This is a genomic window from Bradyrhizobium sp. P3_C3, from assembly GCF_056402655.1.
This window is the reverse complement of record NZ_JBFUGY010000011.1, coordinates 117501-141976: the sequence shown is the minus strand read 5'-3', so window position 1 is coordinate 141976 and position 24476 is coordinate 117501. Positions and strand designations below refer to the sequence as shown.

Sequence of the window (24476 nt, the reverse complement as noted above, 5' to 3'; positions counted from 1 at the left end):
ATCAGCCCGAGCGTCGCAGCCGCTCGGGTGTGGGATGCAGATCGAGGGGACGGCCGGCCTTGGCGACCTGTCCCGGCACCTCATGTCCGACCAGTCCAGGCAATCGGAACGAGAGATCGATCAAACGCTGCAGGTCGAGACCGGTTCGCAAGCCCGTCTCGTGGCAGAGATTGACGAGATCTTCGGTACAGACATTGCCGGTGGCCCCCGGCGCAAATGGACATCCGCCGAGGCCGCCCAGCGCGGCGTCAAAGCGGCGCGCGCCGGTGTCATAGGCCGCGAGGACGTTAACCAGCCCGAGACCGCGCGTGTTGTGGAAGTGAAGCGTGAGCATGTCCGCAGGGACCAGCATCAAGACCTCGGCAACCAGCCGCGAGACCTGATTGGGATTGGCCATGCCCGTGGTATCGGCGAGCGTGACGCCATCGACCCCGAGATCGAGATAGCGCTTGACGATATCGAGCACCTTCTCGAATGGCTGCAGGCCTTCGAACGGACAGCCGAACGCAGTCGCAACCGTCGCGTTGACCAACGCGCCGCCTGCATGGGCCGGCTTCACGATCTCGCTGAGCGACGCCAGCGACACCGCATGCGTCATGTTCATGTTGGCGCGGTTGTGCGTCTCGCTCGCCGACATCACGAAATTGAGCTCGTCGGCACGTGCGGCCAGCGCCAGCTCAGAGCCCTTCCGGTTCGGGATCAGCGCCGTGTAGATCGTGCCGGGCCGCCGCTCGATGCCGGCGAAGACGTCCGTGGCGTCGCGCAGCGACGGCACGGCCGCCGGTGACACGAACGACGAGACCTCAATGCGGCCGAAGCCGATCGCAGAGAGTGAATTGATCAGCCGGATTTTTTCGCCGGTTTCGACCCATTTCGCTTCGATCTGAAGGCCGTCGCGCGGAGCGACCTCCTGGATCAGGATGTCCGGTGGCGTTGCCGTCATTGCACCGCTCCGCTCCGGCGCAGCTGCGCGATATCGCCTGCCTGCAAGCCGAGGCCCGCGAGCACCTCGTCGGTGTGCTGTCCCAGCGTCGGGCCAGGCCATTTGACGGCGCCCGGGGTGTCGGAGAGCTTTGGCGCGATGCCCGGCATCTTCACGGTGACATCGCCCGGCAGCTCGGTCGGCAGGATCATCTCGCGGGCAGCGTAATGGGGATCGTCGACAATATCGGCGACGGAATAGATCCGGCCCGCAGGAACGTCGGCCGCATCGAGGCGTGCAAGGATCTCGTCCATCGTTCGCTCCGAGGTCCATGCAGCGATGGCAGCATCGAGCAAGGCGTTGCCGCGGACGCGCCCGTCATTGCTTGCGAATGCTGGATCGTCGGCAAGGTCCGGCCGCCCGATGACCAGCATCAAGCGCTTGAAGATCGCGTCGCTGTTGCCGGCGATCACGACATGGCGCCCGTCGGAGCTGGGATATGTATTGGAAGGACTGATGCCCGGCAGGGCGCCGCCGGTGCGGGTCCTGACATGACCCATGAGGTCATATTCAGGGACGAGACTCTCCATCAGGTTGAACACGCTCTCGTAGAGCGAGACGTCGACCACCTGCCCTCGCCCCTGCCCCGTCTTGACACGAAGCAGCGACATCAGCGCACCGATCACGCCATGAAGCGACGCGAGGCTGTCGCCGATGCTGATGCCGACCCGGGCGGGCGGGCTATCGGGATCGCCGGTAGTGAAGCGCAGCCCGCCCATAGCTTCGCCGATCGCGCCGAACCCGGAGCGGTCGCGATAAGGGCCGGTCTGCCCGTAGCCGGAGATGCGGACCAGTGTCAGGTCTGGATTGAGCTTAGAGAGCACGTCCCAGCCGAGGCCGAGCTTCTCGAGGCTCCCTGGCTTGAAATTCTCGATCACGACATCGGCTTGCGCGGCCAGACGCAGTGCGACATCGCGTCCATCAGGTGATTTCAGATCGATCGCGATTGATTTCTTGTTGCGGGATTGCAGGTACCACCAGAGCGAGGTGCCCTGATGCAGCTTGCGCCATCTGCGCAGGGGATCGCCACTGCCAGGTTGCTCGATCTTGATGACCTCGGCGCCGAACTCAGCAAAGAGCCGCGCGGCAAATGGCGCCGCGATCAAAGTTCCGAGTTCGACGACTCGTATTCCGGATAATGGTCCGTCCACGTCTGGCGCTCCTCGATCGTCTTTGATCGTGGTGTCGCCGAGCGCAGGGCCCTAAGTCCAATATCCTTTGATGAACACGCGTTCGCGGATGACGAACGACACGAAGGGCGCCATCAGTGAGGCTTGGTTCCGGGCAATCGCAGATGATCGAGCATCAACTGGCTCGTCGCCGACAATCCCGCGGGATCCCTGGCCACCAGCACCAGTTCGCGATCAGCCCAGTCGTCGCTCAACTCGACGGCCGTCAGGTTCATGCCGTGACTGAGGACCTCGAACGCTCGGTCGGGAATGAGGCCGATACCCATGCCGGCCTGCACCATCCGGCAGACCGCATCAAAACCCGGGACGTGGACCCGCAACCGGATCGACTTGCCGATCTGCTGCGCGGTGTATTGCGAGCGCAGATAGATCGAGCTGGTCGCAAACAGGCCGACATGGTCGTAGTCGAGTGTGTCGGCGAACGAAACGTCTCTTGCCGACGCAAGCGGATGATCGGATCGCACCACGATAACGAGGCGGTCCCGCCGATAGGAGAACCGCTCCAGCCCGCGCGTCGACACGTCTGCCGAGCAGATGCCGATTTCGGCCACGCCCTCCTCGACGCCGCGAACGACATCGGCGCTGGGGCGCTCCTGCAGATCGAGCCGCACCAGCTCGTGGGAGCGAAAGAAGCCGGGCAGATCGTCGGGAAGGAATTCGACGATCGACGACAGATTGGCCAGCATCCGCACATGCCCGCGCACGCCGCGCGCATGCTCGGCCATGTCGACGGCGATCTTCTCGACGTTGAGCAGCGTCACGCGCGCATGATGCAGCAGCGATTCACCGGCCGGCGTCAGCGCCATGCCGTTCGGATGCCGCTCGAACAGCGCGACCTCGAGCACCTCCTCGAGATCATGCATGCGCTTGCTGACAGCAGAGGGCGCGATCGCCTCGCGCTGCGAGGCGCGCGTCAAATTGCCCTCCTCACAGATGGCGATGAACAGCCTGAGGGTCGTGAGGTCGATCCGTCGGGTGATGTTGGTCCTGGGCGTCCCGGTCATTGAGCGGGATTGCGTCTTCTCTTGCATGGTCTGTTTCCCGATCCGGGAAGATATAACGTCCGGAGTCACCGGGTTTCTCAAAATCCGGGGAGAAAGGCCGCCGATTTGGAATCCGATACCAAGACGAGGCAATAATCCGCCATTTTGTTCCAAGCAGCACATAAGCTTGCTCGCGCTCGTCAACGCGCCTAATTCATGGGATCGGGACGGCAGAGGCGGAGACCAGCATTGATCGACATCGACCGGATACGTTCCGACACCCCGGCCGCCTCCCGCCTCGCTTATCTCCACAATGCCGGCGCGGCCCTCATGCCAACTGCCGTCGTCGCGGCAATGAAGGACCACATCGACCTGGAGAGCGAGATCGGAGGTTATGCCGCTGCCGACCGCGAGTCCGATCGGCTCGATGCGGTCTATGGCTCCGTAGCGCACCTGCTGAATGCCGCCCCCGATGAGATCGCTCTCATGGAGAACGCGACAATTGCCTGGCAGATGGCGTTCTACGCGCTTCCGTTCCGCCAGGGCGACCGGATCCTGACCGCCGAAGCGGAATACGCTGCCAACTACGTCGCGTTTCTTCAGGTCGCAAGGCGCACGGGCGCGATCATCGATGTCGTGCCGAGCGATGCCAGCGGCGAGCTCGACGTCCACGCGCTCGAGCGCATGATCGACGAGCGCGTGAAGCTGATCGCCATCACCTGGGTTCCGACCAATGGCGGATTGGTCAATCCCGCGGCGGCGATCGGCAAGATCGCGCGGGCGCACGGGATTCCCTATCTGCTCGACGCCTGCCAGGCGGTCGGCCAGATGACGGTCGACGTCGAAGCCATCGGCTGTGACATGCTGTCGGCGACGGGGCGCAAATTCCTCCGCGGCCCGCGCGGCACGGGCTTTCTCTACGCCCGCCGCGAGATGTTGCAACGGCTCGAGCCGCCGATGATCGATCACTTCGCCGCGCCCTGGGTCTCGCGAGGTGAATATCGGCTCCGTGACGATGCCCGCCGTTTCGAGACATGGGAGAACAATTACGCGGCACGTCTCGGTCTCGGCACTGCCATCGATTATGCCCTCGCGATCGGCCTCGGCCCCATCGAGCAGCGCTGCCGTCTGCTTGCGGACCGTCTTCGCGGCGGCCTCGCCTCGGTTCGCGGCGTGACCATTCGCGACCTCGGACGCGCACCGGGCGCCATCGTCAGCTTCACGCTGGATGGGTATGGGGCGGACGCCATCGTCAGCAGCGCCGCTGCGGCGGGCATCACCATCGGCGCTTCAGATCCGGGGAGCACCCGTATCGATGCCGAGATCCGCTCGCTGCCGCCGGTCGTGCGGGCCTCCCCGCATTACTACAATACGGAAGCCGAGATCGACCGGCTGATCGGCCACCTCGCGGGTTTGGCGCCGCGATAGTGGCGCGCCACTCAGGTACAGCGCGCGCTCAATCCGGATGCGCCGAGCTTGGCCATGACCTCGTCCAGATGCGCGCTGTCGCGGGTCTCGATGACGAGCTGAAGCAGCGTCGCCTTGGCCGGCAGGTCGGAGAAGGTCCGCTGATGCGAGACCTCGATGATGTTGGCACCGGCCTCGGCCAGCAGTGAGGCGACGGCAGCCAATTGTCCGGGTCTATCGGGGATATCGAGCGACAGCTGGGTCAGCCGACCCTCGCGCGCCAGCTCACGCGTCAGGACGGAGGCGATCAGCCGCGTGTCGATGTTGCCGCCGCTCAGGACGAGGCCGACCTTCTGGCCGGCAAAGCGGGACGTATCGGACATCAGCGCGGCAAGCCCGGCGGCGCCGGCGCCCTCGACGACCGTCTTCTCGATCGAGATCAGGGTCGCGACCGCTCGCTCGAGCTCGGCTTCGTTCACCAGCGCGATGTCGTCGACGAGGCGGCGGACGATCTCGGTCGTGATCTTGCCCGGCGATTTCACCGCGATGCCTTCGGCGAGCGTGTCGCCGCGCACGGGCAGATTGCCGTCATGGATGGCGTTGTACATCGAGGGGTAGAGCCAGGCCTCGACGCCAAGAATCCGCACCGTCGGCTTGATCGATTTCGCGGCAATGCCGATGCCGCTGATCAGGCCACCGCCGCCGATCGGGACCACCAGCGTATCGAGCTCCGGCACCGCCTTCAGCATCTCGAGCCCGACAGTGCCCTGCCCCGCGATGACGAGCGGGTCGTCGTAGGGGTGGACGAAGATCATGCCGCGGGCCTCGCCATGGCTGCGCGCATAGGCGGCCGCCTCTTCCAGCGTTGCGCCCGTCACCACCACCTCGGCGCCGTGGTGCTTGGTGTTCTCGACCTTCACCATGGGCGTGCCGACCGGCATGACGATGGTGGCGGGAATGCCGAGCCGCTTGGCGTGATAGGCGACGCCCTGCGCGTGGTTGCCCGCCGACATCGCGATGACACCGCGCGCACGCTCCTCCGGCGTCAGCGCGGTGAGCCGGTTGAGCGCACCCCGCTCCTTGAACGAGGAGGTGAACTGGAGGTTTTCGAATTTCAGCCAGATGTCGCAGCCGCAGATGTTGCTCAGCGTGCGGCTGTAGCTGCACGGCGTCTCGACGACGGCGCCGCGGATGGTGTCTGCGGCAGCATGAATGTCGCCCAGAGCGACCGGCAAGCCACTGAGATCGGGGGACGTGTTTTGGGACAACTCAGCCATAGGACAGCATAGAGCATTTGGCCGTTTGAGGCGATAAGCCGGCCGCTATTTGGTAAATTCCCGGGAACGTGAAGCCCGCCACAGCGTCCATAGCGTGCGCAGCCGCGACGGGGGCTGCGGCGCAAACGGATTGCGCCCGGGTTGCGACAGGCGCTTGAGGTCACCCCGCACCTGGCTCAGCAGCAGAAACGCTGGCCGTGCCGGCGCCGGCACCTCCGGCAACAACGACAAGGCCGTCGTCAAATGCTGCTCGGCTTCGTCCACGAGCTGGCCCAGCACCGCATGCAGATTTGGCGTCTCCTTGCCGGCGAACACGTCCTCCATCTGGCAGCCATGGGCCGCCAGCAGCTGCTGCGGCAGGAACAGTTGCCGGTGCGCCGAGTCGCGCGGCAGATTCGCAATCACCTGCGCGATGCCCTGGGCGAGCCCGGCATGCCTTGCGACATGCTCGGCCGCCTCCGAAGGTGGCACCATGACCCGCGCCGCGAGGGCAAACAACGTCGAACAGGTCGCGTCCAGATAGCCCTCCAGAGCCGCCATGGTCGGCATCGGATCGTTGTAGAGATCGAACTGATGCTCGTCGGCGAGCAGCGACAACGGCTCGACCGGCAGGTCGAAATCGCTGATCGCACGCAATAGCTCCGCCGCCACCGGGTTGCCCTCGGCGCTGCCGTGGACGTGGCCCGACAGCATGTCGGTCCACCATTGCAGGCGGATTTCGCCGGGCAAGGGCTGGCTCACCTGGTCGCGGACGCGGACGATCTCGACATTGAAGGCATAGAGCGCCAGCAGCGCCTGGCGCTCGGCGGCCGGCGCAAACAGCGTGGCGGCATAGCGCGGAAAGTCATGGCTGCGCACGAGGCCGGCGCAGAAGGCGACGGAATCGGGCGGAGGCGCAGCGCTGCTCATGGCACGGCGATCAGCGCGGCCGCGACGCGGCGCCGCTCGCCGATCATGATGTTGTAGGTACGCACGGCAGGACCGGTCTGCATCGTATCCAGCACCACCCTCACCGCCTTCAGCGCCTGCCGCAGGTCCGGCGGTGGCAGCCAAACGCCGGTTCCGGTGCCGATCAGAAGCGTGTCGATGCTGTTGGCCGCCGTGAAGACGCGATCCAGCGAATAGCGGTCGATCTTCGTCGGGTCCGTCACGTCCCAGGCCCAGATCGCGTCGGGCAGGCAGAGCAGCGATCCACGATGCGACATGCCGGCAAAGGCGAAGCCGCCCTTGCCATAGGCTTCGATCGGCGCCGAGCGGGGAAAATGCGGTGCGTTGGGATCGCCGGCCATGTGCTTCGTCCGAATGAGCTTACTGCCCTCGCAAACGGCTGCGAGGGCATGCGGTTCGGATCATGCCTTGTTTTTCTTCGCCGGCGTAGCCGTATCGGGCGCATCTTCGCGATGCTCGCCGACGCCGAGATAGATCAGGATCGGGGCCGCGATGAAGATCGAGGTATAGGTGCCGACCAGCACCACGCCGAACATCATCACCGCGGTGAAGCTGTGGATGGCATGGCCGCCGAACAGCAGCAGAGCCAGCAGCGCCAGCGTCACGGTGAAGTGGGTGATGATCGAGCGCGACAGGGTCGAATTGATCGACTCGTTGAGCAGCTGCGGCATCGGCATCTTCTTGTAGCGGCGTAGCATTTCGCGGATACGGTCGTAGATGACGACGGTGTCGTTGAGCGAATAGCCCAGAATGGTCAGAAGGGCCGCGATGCTGGTCAGGTCGAAATCGACCTGGCTGATCGACATGAAGCCGATCGTCAGCACGATGTCGTGCACGTTGGCGATCATGGCGCCCAGCGCGAACTGCCATTCGAAGCGGAACCAGAGGTAGATCAGGATCGAGACGATCGCGAGCATCAGGCCGAGCATGCCGTAGGCCAGCAGCTCGCCGGACACGCGCGGTCCAACGACCTCGACGCGGCGATATTCGACGGAATCGCCGAGCGCGCCGCGCACCTTCTGCACGGCTTCCTGCTGGGCGGCGTCGCCGCCCGGCTGCTCCGCGACGCGGATCAGGACGTTCTCGGGGCCGCCGAACTGCTGCAACTGGACTTCGCCGAGATGCAAGGCATCGAGCGTCGTGCGCATCGCGGCGATGTCGGCGGCGCCGGACTTGGCCTGCACTTCCAGCAGCGTGCCGCCGCGGAAGTCGATGCCGAAATTCAGGCCATGGGTGAAGAACAGCGTGATCGCGACGATCGACAGCGCCGCCGAGATCGGGAAGCTGATCCGGCGGAAGCGCGTGAAGTCGAAATGCGTATCGTCCGGGACGATGCGCAGCGACGGCAGCAGCCCGAGCGCTGCGACCACGGTGAGAACGGCAATGAGAATGCCAAGGCCGATGAGAACGTAGTGAGTCACGGTCTTAGCTCCTAGATCGGCACGCTCTGCGGCCGCTTCCACCGCACCCACCAGGCTACGATCAGCCGGGTCAGCGTGAAGGCGGTGAACACCGTGGTGATGATGCCGATGCCAAGCGTCACGGCAAAGCCGCGCACCGGGCCGGTGCCGATGTAGAACAGCACGGCAGCGGCAATGAAGGTGGTGATGTTGGAATCGAGGATGGTCGCAAGCGCCCGCTTGAATCCGGCGTCGATCGCCGAAATCGCATTGCGGCCACCGCGCAGCTCCTCACGGATGCGCTCGTAGATCAGCACGTTGGAGTCGACCGCGATGCCGACGGTGAGCACGATGCCGGCGATGCCGGGCAGCGTCAGCGTGGCGTTGAGCAGCGACAGCAGGCCGAAGATCATGGCGACGTTGATCGCCACCGCGATGTTCGCGAACACCCCGAACAGCCGGTAGGTCAGCAGCATGAAGATGATGACCAGGATCGAGCCGACATAGGCCGCAAGCTCGCCCTTCTCGATCGAATCCTGGCCGAGGCCCGGACCGACGGTGCGTTCCTCGACCACCGTGAGCGGCGCCGGCAGCGCGCCGGCGCGCAACAGGATCGCGAGATCGTTGGCCGATTGCACCGTGAAATTGCCGGAGATCTGGCCCTGGCCGCCGGTGATGGGCTCGCGGATGACGGGCGCCGAGATCACCTTGTTGTCGAGCACGATCGCGAAGGGCAGCCCGACGTTTTCCTGCGTGGCCTGCGCGAATTTGCGCGCGCCCGAGGTGTTGAACTTAAAGCTGACGACCGGCTCACCCGTCCGCTGGTCGAAGCTCGCCTGGGCGTCGGTCAGGTCGCCACCGGCGACCAGCACCTGCTTCTTGACCACATAGGGCGTGGGCGGCGGCGAGGCGCTCATCAGCAGTTCGGATTCCGGCGGCAACCGTCCCTGCTGCGCCTGATCCGGCGGCACGGACGCATCGACCATGCGGAATTCCATCTTCGCGGTCTTGCCGAGCAATTCCTTCAGGCGGGTCGGATCCTGAAGACCGGGAACCTGCACCAGGATGCGGTCGTTGCCCTGGCGCTGGATGACGGGCTCGACGGTGCCGAGCTCGTTGACGCGGCGCTCGACGATCTGAATCGACTGCTCGATGGTCTTGCGCATGCGGTCGAGCATCGCAGCCTGCGGAATCGCCAGGCGGATCACGCCGCCGCCGGCATCGGTCACCTCAAGGTCGCGCTGACCGCTGGATCCCATCAGTCCGCCCAGTGGTTGGGACAGCTCGCGAAGCTTGGCGAGCGCCGGCTGCACGTCGGATTCCTTGGTGATGCGAACCTCGGCCGCGTCGTTGCGCACGGTCACGCCGCCGGTGAATCCGATCTTGGCATCGCGCAGGGTCCGGCGGACGTCGTCGCGGACCTGGTCCAGCCTCTCCTTCTTCACATAGCTGGAATCGACCTCGAGCAGCAGATAGGAGCCGCCCTGGAGATCGAGGCCGAGCACGAGCCGGCGCTGCGCCCAGGCGGGCCAGGTCTTGACCTGCGCTTCGGGGAAGAAGTTCGGCACCGCGCAGAGGCACACGATCAGCGCCGTCAGGATAATCCCGAGCGCCTTCCACCGCGTGAAATACAACATCGACTGGACCTGTCAGATCAGGAGATTGGGATGCTCGCGGAAGCGCTCACTTCGACGCGGCGTCGTCCTTGGCGGCTTCCTTGCTATCCTTGGATTCCTTGGCCGGCTCGCCCTTCGCGCGCACCCCCGAGATCATCTGGCGCATCTGCCGCACGCGCACGCCGTCGGAAATCTCGAACTCGATCTGGTCGTCGTCGACGACCTTGGTGACCTTGCCGACGAGGCCGCCCGAGGTCACGACGGTGTCGCCGCGGCGGATGTTCTTCACGAGGTCGGCATGGTCGCGCACCTTCTTCTGCTGCGGGCGCAGAATCAGGAAGTACATGATCACGAAGATCAGGGCGAACGGCAGCAGCGACATCAACATGCTGTTGGTGTCGCCGGCGCCCGCGGCCTGGGCATACGCAGGGGTAATGAACATTCGGACGATCCTCGTGGAAACGGGGGAAAACCGGTCAGGCCCTCAAAGGCGACCGGTTCGGTCAAATTCGCGCGGACTATAGCGGCCATTGCCCCAATTGCAACGCTGCCAGACCGTCGAATTGGCCACCTTGCGGCGCGCCCTCAGGCCCGATAAGGCTGCATTCTCAGGAACTTCGGACATGCCCAAAAAACCAAGCAAAAGCCCGGCCGGCAAAGGCCCCCGCACCCCTGCCAGGACGCCTGCCCGCGTCGCGGCAAAACGTCCCAAGGCCCCCCCCAAGGCAGTCGATAAGGCAGCTCCGGACCTCTCCCAGGATCGTATCGTCCGCGCGCTGGAGACGATCGCGGCGCACCTCGCCGCCCAGGGCAAGCCGGCCGTCGAACGCGAATCGTTCGAGCGGGCGGACGCCTATGTCTGGCACCCCGACGGCCGCCTCGCTGCGGTGCCGCGGGTCAGCCGCGTCGAGCTGTTCCTGCTGAAGGGCGTCGACCGGATGCGCGACATCCTGATGGAGAACACCGAGCGTTTCGCCAACGGCCTGCCGGCCAACAATGCCCTGCTCTGGGGCGCGCGCGGCATGGGCAAGTCGTCGCTCGTGAAGGCGGCGCATGCCAGCATCAACGCGGAGCGCAAGGCCGCCGATAAGCTGAAGCTGATCGAGATCCATCGCGAGGACATCGAGAGCCTGCCCGCGCTGATGGAGCAGCTGCGCGCCTCGTCCTTCTACTTCATCGTGTTCTGCGACGACCTCTCCTTCGACGGCAATGATGCGTCCTACAAGTCGCTCAAGGCCGTGCTCGAAGGCGGCATCGAGGGCCGGCCCGAGAACGTCATCCTCTACGCCACTTCCAACCGCCGCCATCTGCTGGCGCGCGAGATGATCGAGAACGAGCGTTCGACCGCGATCAATCCCGGCGAAGCGGTCGAGGAGAAGGTCTCGTTGTCGGATCGCTTCGGATTGTGGCTSGGCTTCCACCGCTGCAGCCAGGACGAATATCTCGCCATGGTGCGGGGCTATTGCAGCCATTTCGGCATTGAGGTCGACGACGAGGCGCTGGAGCGCGAGGCGCTGGAATGGTCGACCACGCGCGGCTCCCGCTCGGGCCGCGTTGCCTGGCAGTTCGTGCAGGAGCTTGCGGGGCGGCTCGGCGTGAAGCTGACGGTGAATTAGCGGTCGGATCGCAACCTGGCTACGTGCCGCCCTTCCCCGAAGGCGGGGGTCAAGGGCGCGTGCCTTGCTTTGTCACCATGTGCCGGGTCGGCGTGACGGTACTTTCAGGCGCGGCGGGCGAGATCGCAAAGGAATCGCGCGCGAAGGCGACGCCTGCTACGCGCCGGCACTACGGCCTCGGTGGTGGTCACCGGAACGAGCTTCGACGGGGACCAGGTGCCACCGGTTGCCCGCGTGTTGCAAAGAATGATCAGCAAACTGACAGCCGCAGCTTGATAGCTGCTAGAATTTTCTAACGATGGGCTTTGTCGTCGGAGGTGCTCCGGGCGCGGGCGGCGAGATAGAGAAGGTGACCCAGGTATTCCAGCCTGATGGCCGGTTTTCCGCAGCGAACTCACCGTAAGCCTTTAAATTGAGATAGCCCTGCATGTCGCCGACCGGAAACAGGAATCCAATCTGGGGGCCGATGCCGACCACCTGCGACCGAAAGCAGCCGACGCGGTCGCCTGAACCGCTGTCGCAGCCGAGCTCCTTATAGACATACCCCACGAGGCCAACCATGACCTGCTTCGACAGGAATTGCGATGCACCCCAGTCGAAGTGCATGTCGACGCCATTCTGATACTGCGTTGCAGTGTTCTTGAAATTGTAGGTGAAGCCGAGCACGCCGGAGAATTCGTGGCCGGTCTGCGGATTGAAATAGGTGTAGCCGCCGCCGGCGTCGATCGCGCCGTGTCCGATGCCTATATTCGACAGGCGCGTGGATTGGTAAGCGCCAACCGGGATGTCGCCCATGATATAGGTCATGTAGTTGTGGACGCCGGCGTTCCAGCGCAATTGGAATACCGGCGCCACATCCCCAAAGCCCCATGTGGTGTCGCTGATGGTGTCGGACCGCGCGAAGGGAACAGCGGCGAGCGGCGGCGCCGAGATCACACCGGACAAAGTCCCCGCCAAGCTGGTGCCGACGACACCATAGGCTCCCAGGAGGGACACCGACGCCTGACCGCCGAGCACCGGCGTCGCGAATACATAGGTCGGGAGCACAAAGCCAAGATCGCCCGTGGCGTTGACGTTCAAATTCAGATTTGCATTGAGGGTGCCGTTGACCGGAACCCTATTGAGCGTGAATTCACGCGCACGCGCGACGTCGGCGCCGGCGGATACGGAGGTGTGATAGTAGATATTCGTCAGCGACCAACCCGGCTGCAGCGGTGTAGCCGCCAAGCTTCCAAAAAAACCGGGGACCCAGAAGCTGACGCCGCCTTCATCGGCCAACGCGCAATGGGAAAAACCCATAATCGCGGACGTCAAGACGAATGCAGCAACCCCAAGTCTGCGTCGACGTGCTGATTTCGATCGCTCACTCTGCCCCGCCGCCAGTGCAATGCTCACTGTCATGTCGCGCCTCGTAAGATGTGTTACCTCCGAATACAATCCGGCGACAGCGTACCCCCGAGGCGATCGGGGCTCATCATGCAAAATTCAACGGGGATAGATCTATCGCAAGAAAGATCAATGCTGCGACCAAAGAGCCACATTCGGTAACCCAAGTCCGATCGGGCGCCACGGCGGACCTACTGCAACCCTCTCAGCTGGAATTGTTGAGTATGCAGTTTGTGCCACTGATTCTATTTTCGGACCCCCACCAACGAGTGAGAAAAAAAGCAAGCTCGCGTTACCGTTCGCCGGCGTCTCTTGCTGCAACGCGATGCCAGCCGTTGTTAGGTCGCATAAGCCTCACGACTGCTTATGGTAATCGAGTGTGACCAAGAGCAAAGTTGCCAGACGATGAACCTCAAACTCACGCTCGTCGGCGTCGTTCTAGCGTCAGTCTTCGCCGCACCTGTGGCCGCTGGCCCATTCGAGGATACCGTCGATGCTCACGCCAGAAGCGATTACGCCAAGGCCCTGTACGGCCAAAGCGTGGGGAAGCCGGCTACGCAGCAACCTCCTCGTTAGCCGAAACTTCTATTGCGGTGCTGATGACCGCCATGGGCACAAATTCCAATGCTTCACTGCCAGATCGCCCAGCGCGTTCTCAAACAGGAGACGATCGCAAAGTCAGACAACAATGTTCACTTAAAGAACACGAAGCGGCACGAAGATCCTCAATTTCGTTGTGACCGAAATGTCACCTGCATCGACATAGCAAGCTAGGCTTGATGCAGATCAAACAAGTTGATTGGTCAGAGACCTTCTTGGCCATATGTTTGCGAGTTGTGGCCGACCTTGAGGAGGCGACAGTGCAGAGAGTTTTCCTCATTTGCATCGCGGCAGGATTGTTGAGCGGACCCGCTCTTGCGTCCGACCTGCCCGTCAAAGCTCCGATATACAAAGCACCAATCGCGGCACCTTTGTATAATTGGGGAGGGTTTTATGTTGGTGCCAACTTCGGTGGGGGATGGTCCAACGGCAGCCTGAACATTCCCGGCAACAATCTGTATGGCGGCCTGACCGAATTCGTTGGAGGCGTGCAGGCGGGCTATAACTTCCAGGCCGGCCACTTTCTGTTTGGTGTCGAAGGTGAGTTCGATGGAGCCGGCTTCGGTCATCCGGTCTTTCCTGCTCCGACATTAGCCTTTGTAGACCAGCACTGGATCGGCACCGTGGCGGGCCGTGTCGGCCTCGTGGATGATCGATGGCTCGTATTCGCCAAGCTTGGCGGCGGCTGGGTCAACAGCAGCGCTACTTTGAACCTCCCCGGCGCCGCTTGGAACGGGACCAGCACGAACACCGGCTGGTTGGCGGGCGCTGGCATCGAATACGGCTTCAAGTCGCATTGGACCGTCAAACTCGAATACGATTATCTTGGGCTATCGAACTGGCGTTCTCCCACCGTCCCCTCGGTCGCTTTGAACCGCGACCTTCAAATGGTCAAAGCTGGCATCAATTATAAATTCGAAAGCGGCCTTCCCGCGGAGGTCGAGGCGCCGAAGCATTCCCACGAGCCTTCAGACGACGAAGATCTACAGAAGAAATCACAAAACCCGATCGCGGATTTGGTCAGCGTGYCGTTTCAGAGCAACACCAATTTCAATACCGGACCATTCAATCGCACCCAGGAAGTACTCAACATTCAACCCGTCGTGCCCATGCATTTAAACGAAGACTGGAACGTGATCTCACGTACCATCATTCCGTTGGTGAGCCAGCCGAGTCCGTTCTTCGACAGCAACACCAACGGGATTGGCGACATTACTCAATCGTTGTTTGTGTCCCCCGTGCACCCCGGACCGCTGATCTGGGGCGTGGGACCAGTCTTCACCGTTCCGTCCGCAAACGATCCCATCCTCGGGACCGGTAAATTCTTGTTCGGCCCAACGGCCGTGTTAGTGGTCACGCCGCCACACTGGGTGATCGGTGTATTGCTCAATAACCAGTGGTCGGTCGGCGGCAATCCGCTGCGACCGCCTGTCAACGCCTTCCTTGCCCAGCCCTTCGCCAACTACAACATGGCGCACGGCTGGTACCTGAACACATCACCCATCATCACCGCGGATTGGCTCGCGGCGTCGGGGGAGCGGTGGACAGTGCCGGTCGGCGGCGGTATCGGTCGGGTTTTCAGAGTGGGTGATCAACCGATCAACGCATCGATTCAAGCCTATTACAACGTGATACGTCCGACTGGCGCTCCGGCCTGGTCCCTGCGAACTACTGTCGCGTTGCTGTTCCCGGTTAATTGACACGGCAACCTGGCGCGCAACGAGACTTGTGTCTCGGTGTCCGAAGTGGATGATCGCGTCCTTTGTACTGTGGGCGGACAACTTCCCGACGCCGCGTAATACGGTCCACCTCGGACTCGGTTCGGTTCAGAACAAATCTCCGATTGGCARAATACATCCGAGGTCAAGATCGCCCCGGAATTTGCGTGGCGCCACCAACAGCTAGTTCAACGCAGAATCGTCACACCATGCGTCTGCAATGCCTCGATGATACCGTCGAAGATCAGCGCAACGCCCATCGCAGAGACGAAGAAGCCAACTATTCGGGTGATAGCATCGATCCCCATTGCGCCGAGCTTGTCGAAAAGTTTCCCGGCATATGCCAGACACAGGTAGGTGACGACCATCGTCGCGAAAATAGCCACGACGATCGCTACGAAGGAGGCCAGTTCCGCTGATGATCGCTTAATCGTGGCAGTCATGCCGAGGATGGTGGCGATAGCGCCTGGTCCGCACATGAGCGGCATCGCAAGCGGCACGAAAGCTATGTTACCGCTCTGATCCGCGCCGCTGGCCGGAATCACGCCACCGGAAGCGGATGGTGAAAATAGTTCAAAGCCGATCTTCATCAGGATGATCCCGCCGACGATGCGGACCATGCTCAGCGGCACGCCGAACAAGCGTAGGATCAGCGTTCCGAAGATCAAGAAAAAGAGAGATAGAAGCAGCGCATAGAGGCAAGCTTTCCATGCCACCTTGCGATGTGTGGCGGCGTCCTTGCCCTCCAGCATCTTCAGATAGACCGGCAGGACCTCGAACGGATTTATTATCGCGAGCAAAGTCGCGAACGTACCCACGAACAGCGAGAGCTCATGACCCATTATGCCTGCGCCTCACCCTTTCTCCGGGTGCTCGACTTCGGTGAAAAGGCTCCCCTGTGCCGCACCTGAGCCTGCGCGGCCGCCGCCGGCACCGCGGAGCACCCATGCTGCACCCACTGCGAGAACTGCGCCCACGAGTGGACCTGCGACATACACCCAGTAGCTCGTGAAGTCGGTCGCGATTAAGTTCGGGCCGAACGTGCGCGCTGGGTTCATCGACGCTCCCGAGATAGGGCTCCCCCACAGCCCGGCGAGTGCAATGTACGCGCCGACGCCGATCGCGCCGATGATCCCGATGTTCTGAGCGCCAGACGCCGTGCCGAGAATGACACTGACGAGACCGAGGGTCAGCACGGCCTCCATCAGGAACGCATCGGACGCGGAGTATCCCGACGCGGGATAGTTCGACCCGTAGCTGGCCGACACGTTGATCACGGCGTGCAGGAACAGTGCCGCGAGCGTCGCTCCGATCAACTGCACGACGATATATCCCGGTACGCGACGCCACGGGAAGTCGCCACGCACCGAGAACGCGATACTGACCGCGGGATTGAGATGAGCGCCGGACACCTTGCCCATGAAGAGGATGATCGCCATCACCATCAGACCGGGCGCGACGACTGCAGCGGCACGGCTGATCGTGCCGGGAAAGGCCTGCCCCATCATGCCGCCACCGGCGGCCACGAGGACGAGGAAGAACGTTCCGAGCAGCTCCGAGAAGAGGCGGCGCCACTCTTGGTTCGGATCGTGGAAGTCGTTTAGCGACGCGACAAGCTCGTGATCCAGATGGCTCAGTGTTCTGTCGGCCACTGTTTGCGCCATGAGTTGCTCTTTCCTTTAGTCGATGCTGCTGTCCGTTAGCCTCTCGCACCGGGCCAGCACGGCTCCTCGGGTCTTCGGCGCGCTTGCGGATTTTTCCAGCGGGATAGGCATGCCTTCAATCCTCCAAGACGGGACCACACCAGCCGGGCAGGTAGCTCGCCTCCTCGTTTTTGGACAATTCCAGGGCTTGCTCGAGAGCGGCCTCGAAGTGGGTCTCTACGGTTTTGCGCTTGACCCGGCGACGCAAAAAATCCGCCCACAAGAACTCGCTGAACGGCGTCGTGTCCTTGGCGTACCCGCCGGCGCGCCGCAGTTCGCCCGCCAACGAGCGGAACGGATCGTCAACAAGCCCGGCCACGGTCTTCGGCAAATCCTTGTAAGGGCGCAGACGGCCCTCGTCGTCGTACGAATGCATCCAGCTTTGATTGTCCAGGACGAACCAGAACGAATCGGGCTCCAGCGTCCTGAGGTTTTTCACCACGGTAACCAATACCTCTTCGACCCCTTCTTCATGGAGCGCACGCGCCAGGTGGTGATGATCGATGACGTAGTGGCGGTCCTTCGGGCCAAGCACGACCGGGATCATGTGCTTGCCCAGGAACTCGGCTCCTTTCTCTTTGCTCTCGTCGCGCCAGCGCTTGCGCTTCTCCTTGACCTCCCGAATGCCGACCGTCATCTGGGTCGGGCGCAGGTCTGCGATCGCAACGGGCTTGAGAATGGGTTCACGGTCCGACATCGTGCAGACTTCTTTGATCACTAGTCCGGAAATGTTCGCTTTTAGAAGACGTCGTCGCCTCGTCAGCAACCGACCGCGAGGCCAGCCGCGTCCGGTCGGTCCCCATCACCGGACATTCTCAGCGCCCGTCGGCAAAGCCCGCCTTTATAACAACGACCCTTCGTTGTGCTCACGGTGGACTATTCCATTGATCTGGATCAACGGTCGGCCAAGACTCTTGGCGCACCCCCGTACCGGGGCTACACGGACATGATGGCGCTTCGTGATTGTGGTCGATGACGATGCGGCCATCCTGAAGCGTATGGCGCATGCTGTTCGCAGGTTTAGCTTCGAATAGTCAATTCGAGGGAGTCTGACCATGAACATCACTCCCGCCATGCGCGCATTGGCATGGTCGACCTCCGTTCTGGCTCTCACAATTGGTCCGACCTTCGCCCAGCAGATCTCGGGAACGCCGGGCTCACCCAGCGCCACGACGACGATAGACGGCAAATATCTCCCAAACCCGCCCGCGCCGTTCGGCGGAACGGTCAATATGGATGCCAAGGGTTCCAAACCCTATTGGCCACCGACCGTGGTGCCGCCCAAGGGGGCGCCCAACGTCCTGCTGATGTCCTCCTTGCGTTAACAGCGGACGTCCGCGCCTCGAACGCGGTGCCGCAGGCGACAAAGATGGTCGGTGTGCTAGTCCGGAATGCGTTGGGTGCCTCTTGCCGGTAACCATGTCCACTGGCTATTGCCATCCAGATGGCACCTATGGGTCCTTAGAGGATGTCAGTCGAAGGCAAAGATGCGCTTCCAGTCCTTCTTCATGTCCACGACCGTCCACTTGTTGACGGCCGCGGCGTCGAGCGCGACGTCGAGTTTCCCGAAATGCGAGTCGCGGTCATAGGCATATTCGCGTTCCGCATCGGTATGGTGGACGATCAGGCCGAACCGCGCGCCACTGGCGCCGAGCGTCGTCCATTGCAGCATTTCGAGGTCGCCGTCGGAGTTGCCGAACGCGGCGATCGGACGCCGGCCAATGTGCTCGTTGATGCCGATCGGCTTGCCGGACTTGTCGTCGATGAAATTGATGTCGGGCAGCCGGAAGAGCGTTGGCGCACCGTCCTTGATCTCAAATCGGGTCTTGATCGACGATCCGACCACCTGCTCCGGCGGTATTCCGTAGATCCGCTCGGTCCAGGGCCGCATGAATTCGATGCCGCCGCCTGACACAATGAAGGTCTTGAAGCCGCTGGCCCTGAGGTAGGCAAGCAGTTCCAGCATCGGCTGATAGACGAGCTCAGTATAAGGGCGCTTGAAGCGACGGTCGCGCGCGGTCGCGAGCCAGTCGGTCACGATTTTTTCGAACTCTGCCGTCGTCATGCCGGCATGAGTTACCGCGATGATCTCGACCAATCCCTTTTCGCCGGAAGCCGCCAGCGCCTTCAGATCGTTGTCGAGCACCGCTGCGAATGGCTGCTTGGTCTTCCATTCCGGATTCATGGGCGCCATGGCCTTTACGCGGTCGAGTGCGAAGGCCAGCTGTATGTACATTGGCTGCTCGATCCAGAGCGTGCCGTCATTGTCGAAGGTCGCGATGCGCTGCTCGACCGGCACGAAGAAAGGCCCGCCTTGCGTCGTGACCCGCGCGACGAAATCGAGGATCGAAGCCTTGGTCGCCCCCTCGTTCCAGGACGGGAGTGGATCGCGTGCCTGTGCCAGCGCGGAGGTGGAGCGGAGTGAGGCGGAGAGCAAGGGAAGGACGGCCAGTGACGAGAGCAGGATGCGGCGATCGATAGCAGGAAAACGGATGATCGGTTTCAAGGTCGACTCCTTTCCGTTGCCAAGCGGGCGCACAGGAGTTCGGTGCGCCCGCCATGAAACCAGTCGATGCCAGGCGCTACTTGCCCACCGCCGCCCGGGCCGCCTCGATTTTCGCCTTCACGGCATCGAGGTTGAAACTCGCGCCCTTTTGCATCGGCGGAAACTCGATCGCCGTCATCGCCAGCTTTTCCACCTGCTGCTGAACAAATACAAAGCGCCAGAATTCGTATTTGAACCAGTCGAAGTATTGCTGCGCGCCTTCTTTACTCCCGTTATCGGGCCAGCCCGTGCGCTCGAATGGATCGAGGCGAAGATTGGTCAAATAGGGCACGTCAACCTTGGTTTTTTCGCCGAGCCAGCCTTTTGGCTGGTCGATGAAGCGATACTTGAAGTCGTCGATGCGCACGGCACCGAGTTCGCTCTCTCCGAAGTAAAAGATTTCGTGCCGGTTCGACGGCCCCTTGCCGGTAATCATGTCCATCTGGTTATAGCCGTCCAGATAGCACTTATAGGTCGTGTCACCGATCTGTTTGCCCTTCTGCAGCTCCTCTGCAATGTTCGGGTTGCCGGCGGCCGCCAGYAAGGTCGGAAACCAGTCCAGACCGGAAATGATGCCGTTCTCGACCTTGCCGGCCGGCACCTTGCCCGGCCAACGGATCATGCAGGGCACGCGGAAGCCACCTTCCATGACGGTGCCTTTGCTCTGCGCGAAAGGCGTCTGCCCGCCATCAGGCCAGGTGAAGACCTCGGTGCCGTTGTCGGTGGTGAAGACCACGATGGTGTTGTCGTCCACGCCCATATCCTTGAGCTTCTGCATCACCATGCCGACGTCGTCATCGAGCTGCGCCATGCCGGCTTCATGTATCGACCAGCCGTTCTTGGAGTTGCGCGTTGCCTCGTACTTTGGTGAAAGATGCGTGACGATGTGCATCCGGGTCGGGTTAAGCCATAGAAAGAACGGCTTGTTGTCGGCCTTGGCCTTCTCGATGAACTTCAGCGCGAGATCGCGAATTTCGTCATCTACGGTTTCCATCCTCTTTGGATAAAGCGTTCCGGCATCCTCGATCCGCTGTTTGCCGACCTTGCCCCAGCGTGGATCCACGGTGGGGTCGTCCACGGCGGTCGCGTATGTATGGAGCATATTGCGCGGACCGACGACGTTCAGCAGGTCCTGCGGGTAATTCGGGTGCGCGGGGTCTTCCATGGCGTCGAGGTGATAGAGGTAACCGAAGAACTCGTCGAAGCCGTGCACTGTCGGCAAGAATTCATTCTTGTCGCCAAGGTGGTTCTTGCCAAACTGGCCGGTGGCGTAGCCCATTCCTTTCAACGCCGTGGCGATGGTCACGGCCTGCGCCGGTATGCCTATGGCAGCGCCGGCCTGACCGACCGTGGTCATACCAGTGCGGATCGGCAGCTCGCCGGTAATGAAGTTGGCGCGACCTGCCGTGCAACTCGCCTCCGCGTAGTAATCCGTGAACAGCATGCCTTCGGCGGCGAGCTTGTCGAGATTGGGTGTCCGCCCAGCCATCAGGCCGCGGTGATATGCGCCGATATTCCACATGCCGATGTCGTCGCCCATGATGACGACGATGTTCGGCCGCTGCCCGGCTGGCGCGGGTGACGGTGTTGGTTGCTGCGCATGCGCAGAACTTGTTAGCCCGACCGCGGTGAGTGCCGAAGCGGCGACAAGAGAACTCCCGCTCAGCAAAAGATCGCGGCGTTTCATTCCGTTGCCCGATTGCGGAGTAGCGTCGTGGGAATCTCCAGGTGGAAGCTTGTTACTCATGACGTGCTCCTCTCCGTTGTGACGCAATTGGTTCTGTTCGCTTGATGCATCGGAAGCCGAAATGGCTTGTGGAGGTGGCGACCGGCCCGCGCGGGCCGTTATCACTTTGCTCGCCATTCCGTTGGCGGGCGCCCCGTCCTGGGGCGCCCGCTTCGTCGGATCACGCTCGTCGCACGCGGCTAGTCGCTGCGACCGGCAGTTTTGGCCTGCTTGACCTGTTGCAGCACCTGGTCGAGGTTGTAGCTCGCCGGGTCCTGGAGCGGCGGGTACGCAATATAGGTCTCGAGTTCCTTCAGCCACAGCGCCTGGCCGATGGGCAGCATGTTCCAGTCATAGACGTAGGCTGTAGAAGGGGAGCCGATTACGCCGCCCACGCCCATGAGTGTCTTGTATTGTGAACCAATGGAGGTTTCGAACGGGTCTCGCTTGATATTGACGACCTGGGCCCAGTGATAGGGAGCCGCGCCGGCAATAAAGCCCTGCGGCGCGTCGGACACCATCGTGAAGTAGATCTTCCAGTTCTTGTAGCGGACCGCCGACGGATCCTTGCCCGAATAGTAGAAGAAGGTATCGCGCGCCGACGTTTCCGAACGCCCGGAAAGGTATTCGGTCTGATCGACGCCATCGAGCGTGGTCTTCACGATGCCGGGATATTGGCCGGCCTCGATGCGCTTCTTCAGCGCGTCTCCCTTTGCGCCGCCGCCGATGTTGACAAACGTCGGCAGCCAGTCGAGTGACGCGAAGATGTCGTTCTTGATGGTGCCGGGCTTGATGACCCCCGGCCAGCGAACGAGCGCCGGCGCGCGCATGCCGCCTTCCCAGGTGCTCAGCTTGCCGCCCTTGAACGGAGTGGTGCTCCGTCCGGAAAGGTGATGGTCTCGGCGCCGTTGTCGGTGGTGAACACGATGATCGTGTTGTCGAGCTGGCCCATGTCCTGGAGCTTTTTGAGCACATAGCCGATGTTGTCATCCATCTGCTTCATGCCGGCCTCGTTGAGGCCCCAGTCCTTGCCGCCGGGCTCGCCGACCATGGCCAGGTACTTGTCATTCAGCACGGTCGTGATGTGCATGCGCGCAGGGTTGTACCAGACGAAGAAAGGCTTGCCCGTCGTCTTCGGATCGTTGCGATCGATGAAATCGATGACCTTGGCCGAGATCTCCTCGTCGACACCCTTCGATCGATCGAGCGTCAGCGGGCCCTGATCGACGCACTGCTGGGTCCTGGATGTACCATCCGACTTGCACGACAGGACGTTGCGCGGAGGCGTCAGGCAAACCGTCGTTTTCGGATCGACCGCGCCCGGTACCTCCGGGATGCCGGGGATCGGCGTATTCTTGCATGGCGGGGCAACCGACTGCTGGGTGGGCGACTTGTTGATGTCCGGGAAGCTCACGCCCTGCATCGCATCGAGGTGATACAGGTAGCCCCAGAATTCCTGGAAGCCATGCGCGGTCGGCAGCGCGTCGGTGTGATCGCCGAGATGGTTCTTGCCGAACTCGCCGGTGTTGTAGCCGAGATCGAGCAGGAACTTGGCGAGCGCCGGGGTGCCGGGCCGCAAATAGGACGGGCTGCCGGGCAGTTGCGGAGGGATCATTCCCGTCCGCAGCGGATGCATGCCGGTGAAGAAAGCATTGCGACCGGCGGTACAGCTCTGCTCGGCATAGTAATGCGTGAAGATTGCGCCTTCGTTGCCGATGCGATCGATGTTGGGCGTCTCGCCGACCATCAGGCCGCGATGGTAGATGCTCGGCTGGTACAGGCCGATGTCGTCGCCCATGATGAAGAGGATGTTGGGCTTTTGTGCCGGCTGTGCGGTCGCCGGCGTGCTGGCTGCCCCGAACAGCGACATCAACATCGTCGCGCCAAGCAGCGAGGCGTAGGACCTCTTGTGGCAACTGGATGTCTTGAACGGTGGAATTGCGGCAAACGGCGGCTTGTCATTGAATATGCAATTCAACATGGCCTCGCTCTCCCATTATGATGCGTTAGAGACACCTCTCCTGATGCACCGAAATCCAAGGTGGCTCGTGGATGTGTCGACCGGCTCCGCGTGTCGCGCTGCCGGCCGGTAGCGTCGGCAGTAGTTCGGCGCGCACAAATGCGAGCCGCCTTTGATGACCTTGCGTGGAATCTTGACGTTGGTCGTTCTGGGGTCGTAGCTATCGGCCTCGCGGCCGCCGCGCGGGTTCTCTGGAATGCAGCAGGCTTTTGCTGCGTCAGCCTCATGCCGAGGCGAGTACCAGTCGGACGTCCATTCCCAGACGTTGCCGATCAGATCGTGCAGCCCGTAACCGTTCGGCGGAAATGCGGTGACCGGCGATGTCCGTTCGTATCCGTCGTCCCTGGTGTTCTGGCGTGGAAATTCGCCCTGCCAGGTGTTGGCCATGTGACGGCCCCCSGGCGCAAATTCATCTCCCCATGCGAACTCGGCGCCGTCCAGYCCGCCGCGCGCCGCGAACTCCCATTCCGCTTCGGTWGGCAAATCCTTGCCGGCCCATYTTGCGTAGGCGAGCGCATCGCTRAAGGCCACATGCACGACGGGATGATCGTCCWGCCCACGGATGTCGCTGCCCGGCCCGTAGGGATGCCGCCAGTTYGCGCCTTTGGCGAAGGTCCACCAYTGGCTGAAGTCCCGGAGACTGACCGGATGCGCGGGCGGAGARAACATCAGCGAGCCCGCATAGACCATGTGCGGGAGTATTCCCGGATAGTCCTTTGGATCGGGCGCGATCTCGGCAACGGTGACGTGGCCGGTAGCCTTCGCGAACGCCTTGAATTGCCGGTTGGTCACTGGATGGCAATCCATCCAGAACGCATCCACAGTGACACGGTGGACCGGCGCTTCTTCCGGATAGTGCCGATCCGAACCCATGCGAAACGTGCCACCCGGCACGAACAGCATCCCCTCACCTGTTGGATGCTGGTACGATTGTCCGGAATCAGGCGGCGATTTCGTATCAGCCAGCTTCATGCCGAACTCCGGACCCGTGCGTCATTGGCCTGCGCTGCTACGGACACGGAACGCGAGGCTTCCAGGTTGATCTAAATCAAAGGGTGTCCCGGTCGGGTTATTCGCGATGTTGCCGGGTCCGGCCTGCCAAGTCCGCTGCGCCCTCGAAACTGAAGCAGCTTCAGGACATTAGGACATTTCACCGGCAGCCATCGGCTACTTTGCATGGGGTTGTTTTTCGAAAATTGATTGTCCGGACACAAAGCCTCAGTACGCCACGGTTCGAGGCAGCTTCTCGGCTTGGCGACCGCCGCCTCTGGAATACTGGATCGCCCGCACCAGTGCGCAATGCGCGCAAAGCGGGCGATGACAGCATACTCGTGATGATTGCGTGCCCTACTCTGTGGG

General features: G+C 62.3%; 19 protein-coding genes and 2 pseudogenes. 4 read left to right on the top strand and 17 right to left on the bottom strand.

Translation table 11 applies throughout. The features are described from left to right. Window position 1 precedes the first annotated feature (1 nt). The 3 genes from AC1DW2_RS14990 to AC1DW2_RS14980 all read right to left on the bottom strand — a co-directional run bounded on the left by AC1DW2_RS14990 (window position 2) and on the right by AC1DW2_RS14980 (window position 3203). A complete protein-coding gene (locus AC1DW2_RS14990; RefSeq protein WP_477006438.1) occupies window positions 2–943 on the bottom strand; it encodes a hydroxymethylglutaryl-CoA lyase in 942 nt (313 codons plus the stop codon). After that, entirely contained in the window at window positions 940–2133 is a 1194-nt protein-coding gene (locus AC1DW2_RS14985; RefSeq protein WP_477006437.1) for a CaiB/BaiF CoA transferase family protein, read from the bottom strand. The genes AC1DW2_RS14990 and AC1DW2_RS14985 overlap by 4 nt, the downstream gene beginning before the upstream one ends. A 113-nt stretch (window positions 2134–2246) precedes the next feature. Beyond that, window positions 2247–3203 (bottom strand): LysR family transcriptional regulator, encoded by a 957-nt coding sequence (locus tag AC1DW2_RS14980; RefSeq protein WP_224517269.1) that lies wholly within the window; start codon window positions 3201–3203, stop codon window positions 2247–2249. Between the two features lie 201 nt (window positions 3204–3404). Between AC1DW2_RS14980 and AC1DW2_RS14975 the strand changes: the two genes are divergently transcribed. Continuing rightward, complete coding sequence (locus AC1DW2_RS14975; protein ID WP_477006436.1) at window positions 3405–4583, top strand: aminotransferase class V-fold PLP-dependent enzyme; 1179 nt, start codon at window positions 3405–3407, stop codon at window positions 4581–4583. Window positions 4584–4594: 11 nt separating this feature from the next. Here the strand turns inward: AC1DW2_RS14975 and AC1DW2_RS14970 are convergent, their stop codons facing one another. Genes AC1DW2_RS14970 through yajC form a run of 6 tightly spaced genes read right to left on the bottom strand, consistent with a single transcriptional unit; the run spans window position 4595 to window position 10245 of the window. Continuing rightward, complete coding sequence (locus AC1DW2_RS14970) at window positions 4595–5839, bottom strand: threonine ammonia-lyase (RefSeq protein ID WP_477006435.1); 1245 nt, start codon at window positions 5837–5839, stop codon at window positions 4595–4597. Window positions 5840–5884: 45 nt separating this feature from the next. Continuing rightward, window positions 5885–6748, bottom strand: a complete 864-nt coding sequence (locus AC1DW2_RS14965) for a phytoene/squalene synthase family protein (protein ID WP_477006434.1) — start codon at window positions 6746–6748, stop codon at window positions 5885–5887. Next, window positions 6745–7128, bottom strand: coding sequence for an Mth938-like domain-containing protein (locus tag AC1DW2_RS14960; RefSeq protein ID WP_028152342.1), 384 nt, complete (start codon window positions 7126–7128; stop codon window positions 6745–6747). Before AC1DW2_RS14960 ends, AC1DW2_RS14965 begins: the two co-directional genes overlap by 4 nt. Window positions 7129–7188: 60 nt before the next feature. Continuing rightward, entirely contained in the window at window positions 7189–8208 is a 1020-nt protein-coding gene (gene secF / locus AC1DW2_RS14955; protein ID WP_028152341.1) for a protein translocase subunit SecF, read from the bottom strand. Window positions 8209–8219: 11 nt separating this feature from the next. Beyond that, complete coding sequence (gene secD / locus AC1DW2_RS14950) at window positions 8220–9824, bottom strand: protein translocase subunit SecD (protein WP_071913639.1); 1605 nt, start codon at window positions 9822–9824, stop codon at window positions 8220–8222. Between the two features lie 46 nt (window positions 9825–9870). Continuing rightward, window positions 9871–10245 (bottom strand): preprotein translocase subunit YajC, encoded by a 375-nt coding sequence (yajC, locus tag AC1DW2_RS14945; protein ID WP_071913636.1) that lies wholly within the window; start codon window positions 10243–10245, stop codon window positions 9871–9873. A 181-nt stretch (window positions 10246–10426) separates the two neighbouring features. Here yajC and AC1DW2_RS14940 point away from each other — a divergent pair, with 181 nt between their 5' ends. Further along, window positions 10427–11419 (top strand): ATP-binding protein, encoded by a 993-nt coding sequence (locus AC1DW2_RS14940; protein ID WP_477006433.1) that lies wholly within the window; start codon window positions 10427–10429, stop codon window positions 11417–11419. A 282-nt stretch (window positions 11420–11701) separates the two neighbouring features. On the opposite strand, the gene AC1DW2_RS14935 is transcribed toward AC1DW2_RS14940, so the two are convergent. Then, window positions 11702–12718, bottom strand: a complete 1017-nt coding sequence (locus AC1DW2_RS14935) for a SphA family protein (RefSeq protein WP_354118373.1) — start codon at window positions 12716–12718, stop codon at window positions 11702–11704. A gap of 866 nt (window positions 12719–13584) precedes the next feature. Here AC1DW2_RS14935 and AC1DW2_RS14930 point away from each other — a divergent pair. Beyond that, window positions 13585–15105 (top strand): outer membrane protein, encoded by a 1521-nt coding sequence (locus AC1DW2_RS14930; protein ID WP_477006478.1) that lies wholly within the window; start codon window positions 13585–13587, stop codon window positions 15103–15105. 206 nt (window positions 15106–15311) lie between these two features. Here AC1DW2_RS14930 and AC1DW2_RS14925 read toward each other — a convergent pair whose 3' ends face one another. The 3 genes from AC1DW2_RS14925 to AC1DW2_RS14915 form a co-directional block, all read right to left on the bottom strand. After that, window positions 15312–15965, bottom strand: coding sequence for a MarC family protein (locus AC1DW2_RS14925; RefSeq protein WP_071913630.1), 654 nt, complete (start codon window positions 15963–15965; stop codon window positions 15312–15314). A gap of 12 nt (window positions 15966–15977) precedes the next feature. Beyond that, window positions 15978–16787 carry an MIP/aquaporin family protein gene (locus tag AC1DW2_RS14920; protein ID WP_063983122.1) on the bottom strand — a complete coding sequence of 270 codons (810 nt, stop codon included), beginning with the start codon at window positions 16785–16787 and terminating at the stop codon, window positions 15978–15980. Between the two features lie 115 nt (window positions 16788–16902). Continuing rightward, window positions 16903–17523, bottom strand: coding sequence for a ParB-like protein (locus tag AC1DW2_RS14915; protein WP_071913628.1), 621 nt, complete (start codon window positions 17521–17523; stop codon window positions 16903–16905). Window positions 17524–17899: 376 nt separating this feature from the next. Between AC1DW2_RS14915 and AC1DW2_RS14910 the strand changes: the two are divergent. Next, window positions 17900–18136: pseudogene (locus AC1DW2_RS14910) on the top strand (hypothetical protein); the annotation flags it as partial. 161 nt (window positions 18137–18297) lie between these two features. Here AC1DW2_RS14910 and AC1DW2_RS14905 read toward each other — a convergent pair. The 4 genes and pseudogenes from AC1DW2_RS14905 to AC1DW2_RS14890 form a co-directional block, all read right to left on the bottom strand. After that, window positions 18298–19278 (bottom strand): HAD family hydrolase, encoded by a 981-nt coding sequence (locus tag AC1DW2_RS14905; protein ID WP_477006477.1) that lies wholly within the window; start codon window positions 19276–19278, stop codon window positions 18298–18300. Between the two features lie 130 nt (window positions 19279–19408). Next, window positions 19409–21058: an arylsulfatase gene (locus AC1DW2_RS14900; RefSeq protein WP_477006476.1), complete on the bottom strand. Its 1650-nt coding sequence runs from the start codon at window positions 21056–21058 to the stop codon at window positions 19409–19411. 239 nt (window positions 21059–21297) lie between these two features. After that, window positions 21298–22967 (bottom strand): annotated as a pseudogene (locus AC1DW2_RS14895) (arylsulfatase). 126 nt (window positions 22968–23093) lie between these two features. Next, a complete protein-coding gene (locus AC1DW2_RS14890) occupies window positions 23094–24089 on the bottom strand; it encodes a formylglycine-generating enzyme family protein (protein WP_477006432.1) in 996 nt (331 codons plus the stop codon). Window positions 24090–24476: the final 387 nt, after the last annotated feature.

Coding starts and splice junctions, on each gene's coding strand:
- AC1DW2_RS14915 (WP_071913628.1), bottom strand. CDS start 17,523: ATGTCGGACCGTGAACCCATTCTCAAGCCCGTTGCGATCGCAGACCTG.
- yajC (WP_071913636.1), bottom strand. CDS start 10,245: ATGTTCATTACCCCTGCGTATGCCCAGGCCGCGGGCGCCGGCGACACC.
- secD (WP_071913639.1), bottom strand. CDS start 9,824: ATGTTGTATTTCACGCGGTGGAAGGCGCTCGGGATTATCCTGACGGCG.
- AC1DW2_RS14935 (WP_354118373.1), bottom strand. CDS start 12,718: ATGGGTTTTTCCCATTGCGCGTTGGCCGATGAAGGCGGCGTCAGCTTC.
- AC1DW2_RS14980 (WP_224517269.1), bottom strand. CDS start 3,203: ATGCAAGAGAAGACGCAATCCCGCTCAATGACCGGGACGCCCAGGACC.
- AC1DW2_RS14960 (WP_028152342.1), bottom strand. CDS start 7,128: ATGGCCGGCGATCCCAACGCACCGCATTTTCCCCGCTCGGCGCCGATC.
- AC1DW2_RS14925 (WP_071913630.1), bottom strand. CDS start 15,965: ATGGGTCATGAGCTCTCGCTGTTCGTGGGTACGTTCGCGACTTTGCTC.
- AC1DW2_RS14965 (WP_477006434.1), bottom strand. CDS start 6,748: ATGAGCAGCGCTGCGCCTCCGCCCGATTCCGTCGCCTTCTGCGCCGGC.
- AC1DW2_RS14990 (WP_477006438.1), bottom strand. CDS start 943: ATGACGGCAACGCCACCGGACATCCTGATCCAGGAGGTCGCTCCGCGC.
- AC1DW2_RS14970 (WP_477006435.1), bottom strand. CDS start 5,839: ATGGCTGAGTTGTCCCAAAACACGTCCCCCGATCTCAGTGGCTTGCCG.
- AC1DW2_RS14920 (WP_063983122.1), bottom strand. CDS start 16,787: ATGGCGCAAACAGTGGCCGACAGAACACTGAGCCATCTGGATCACGAG.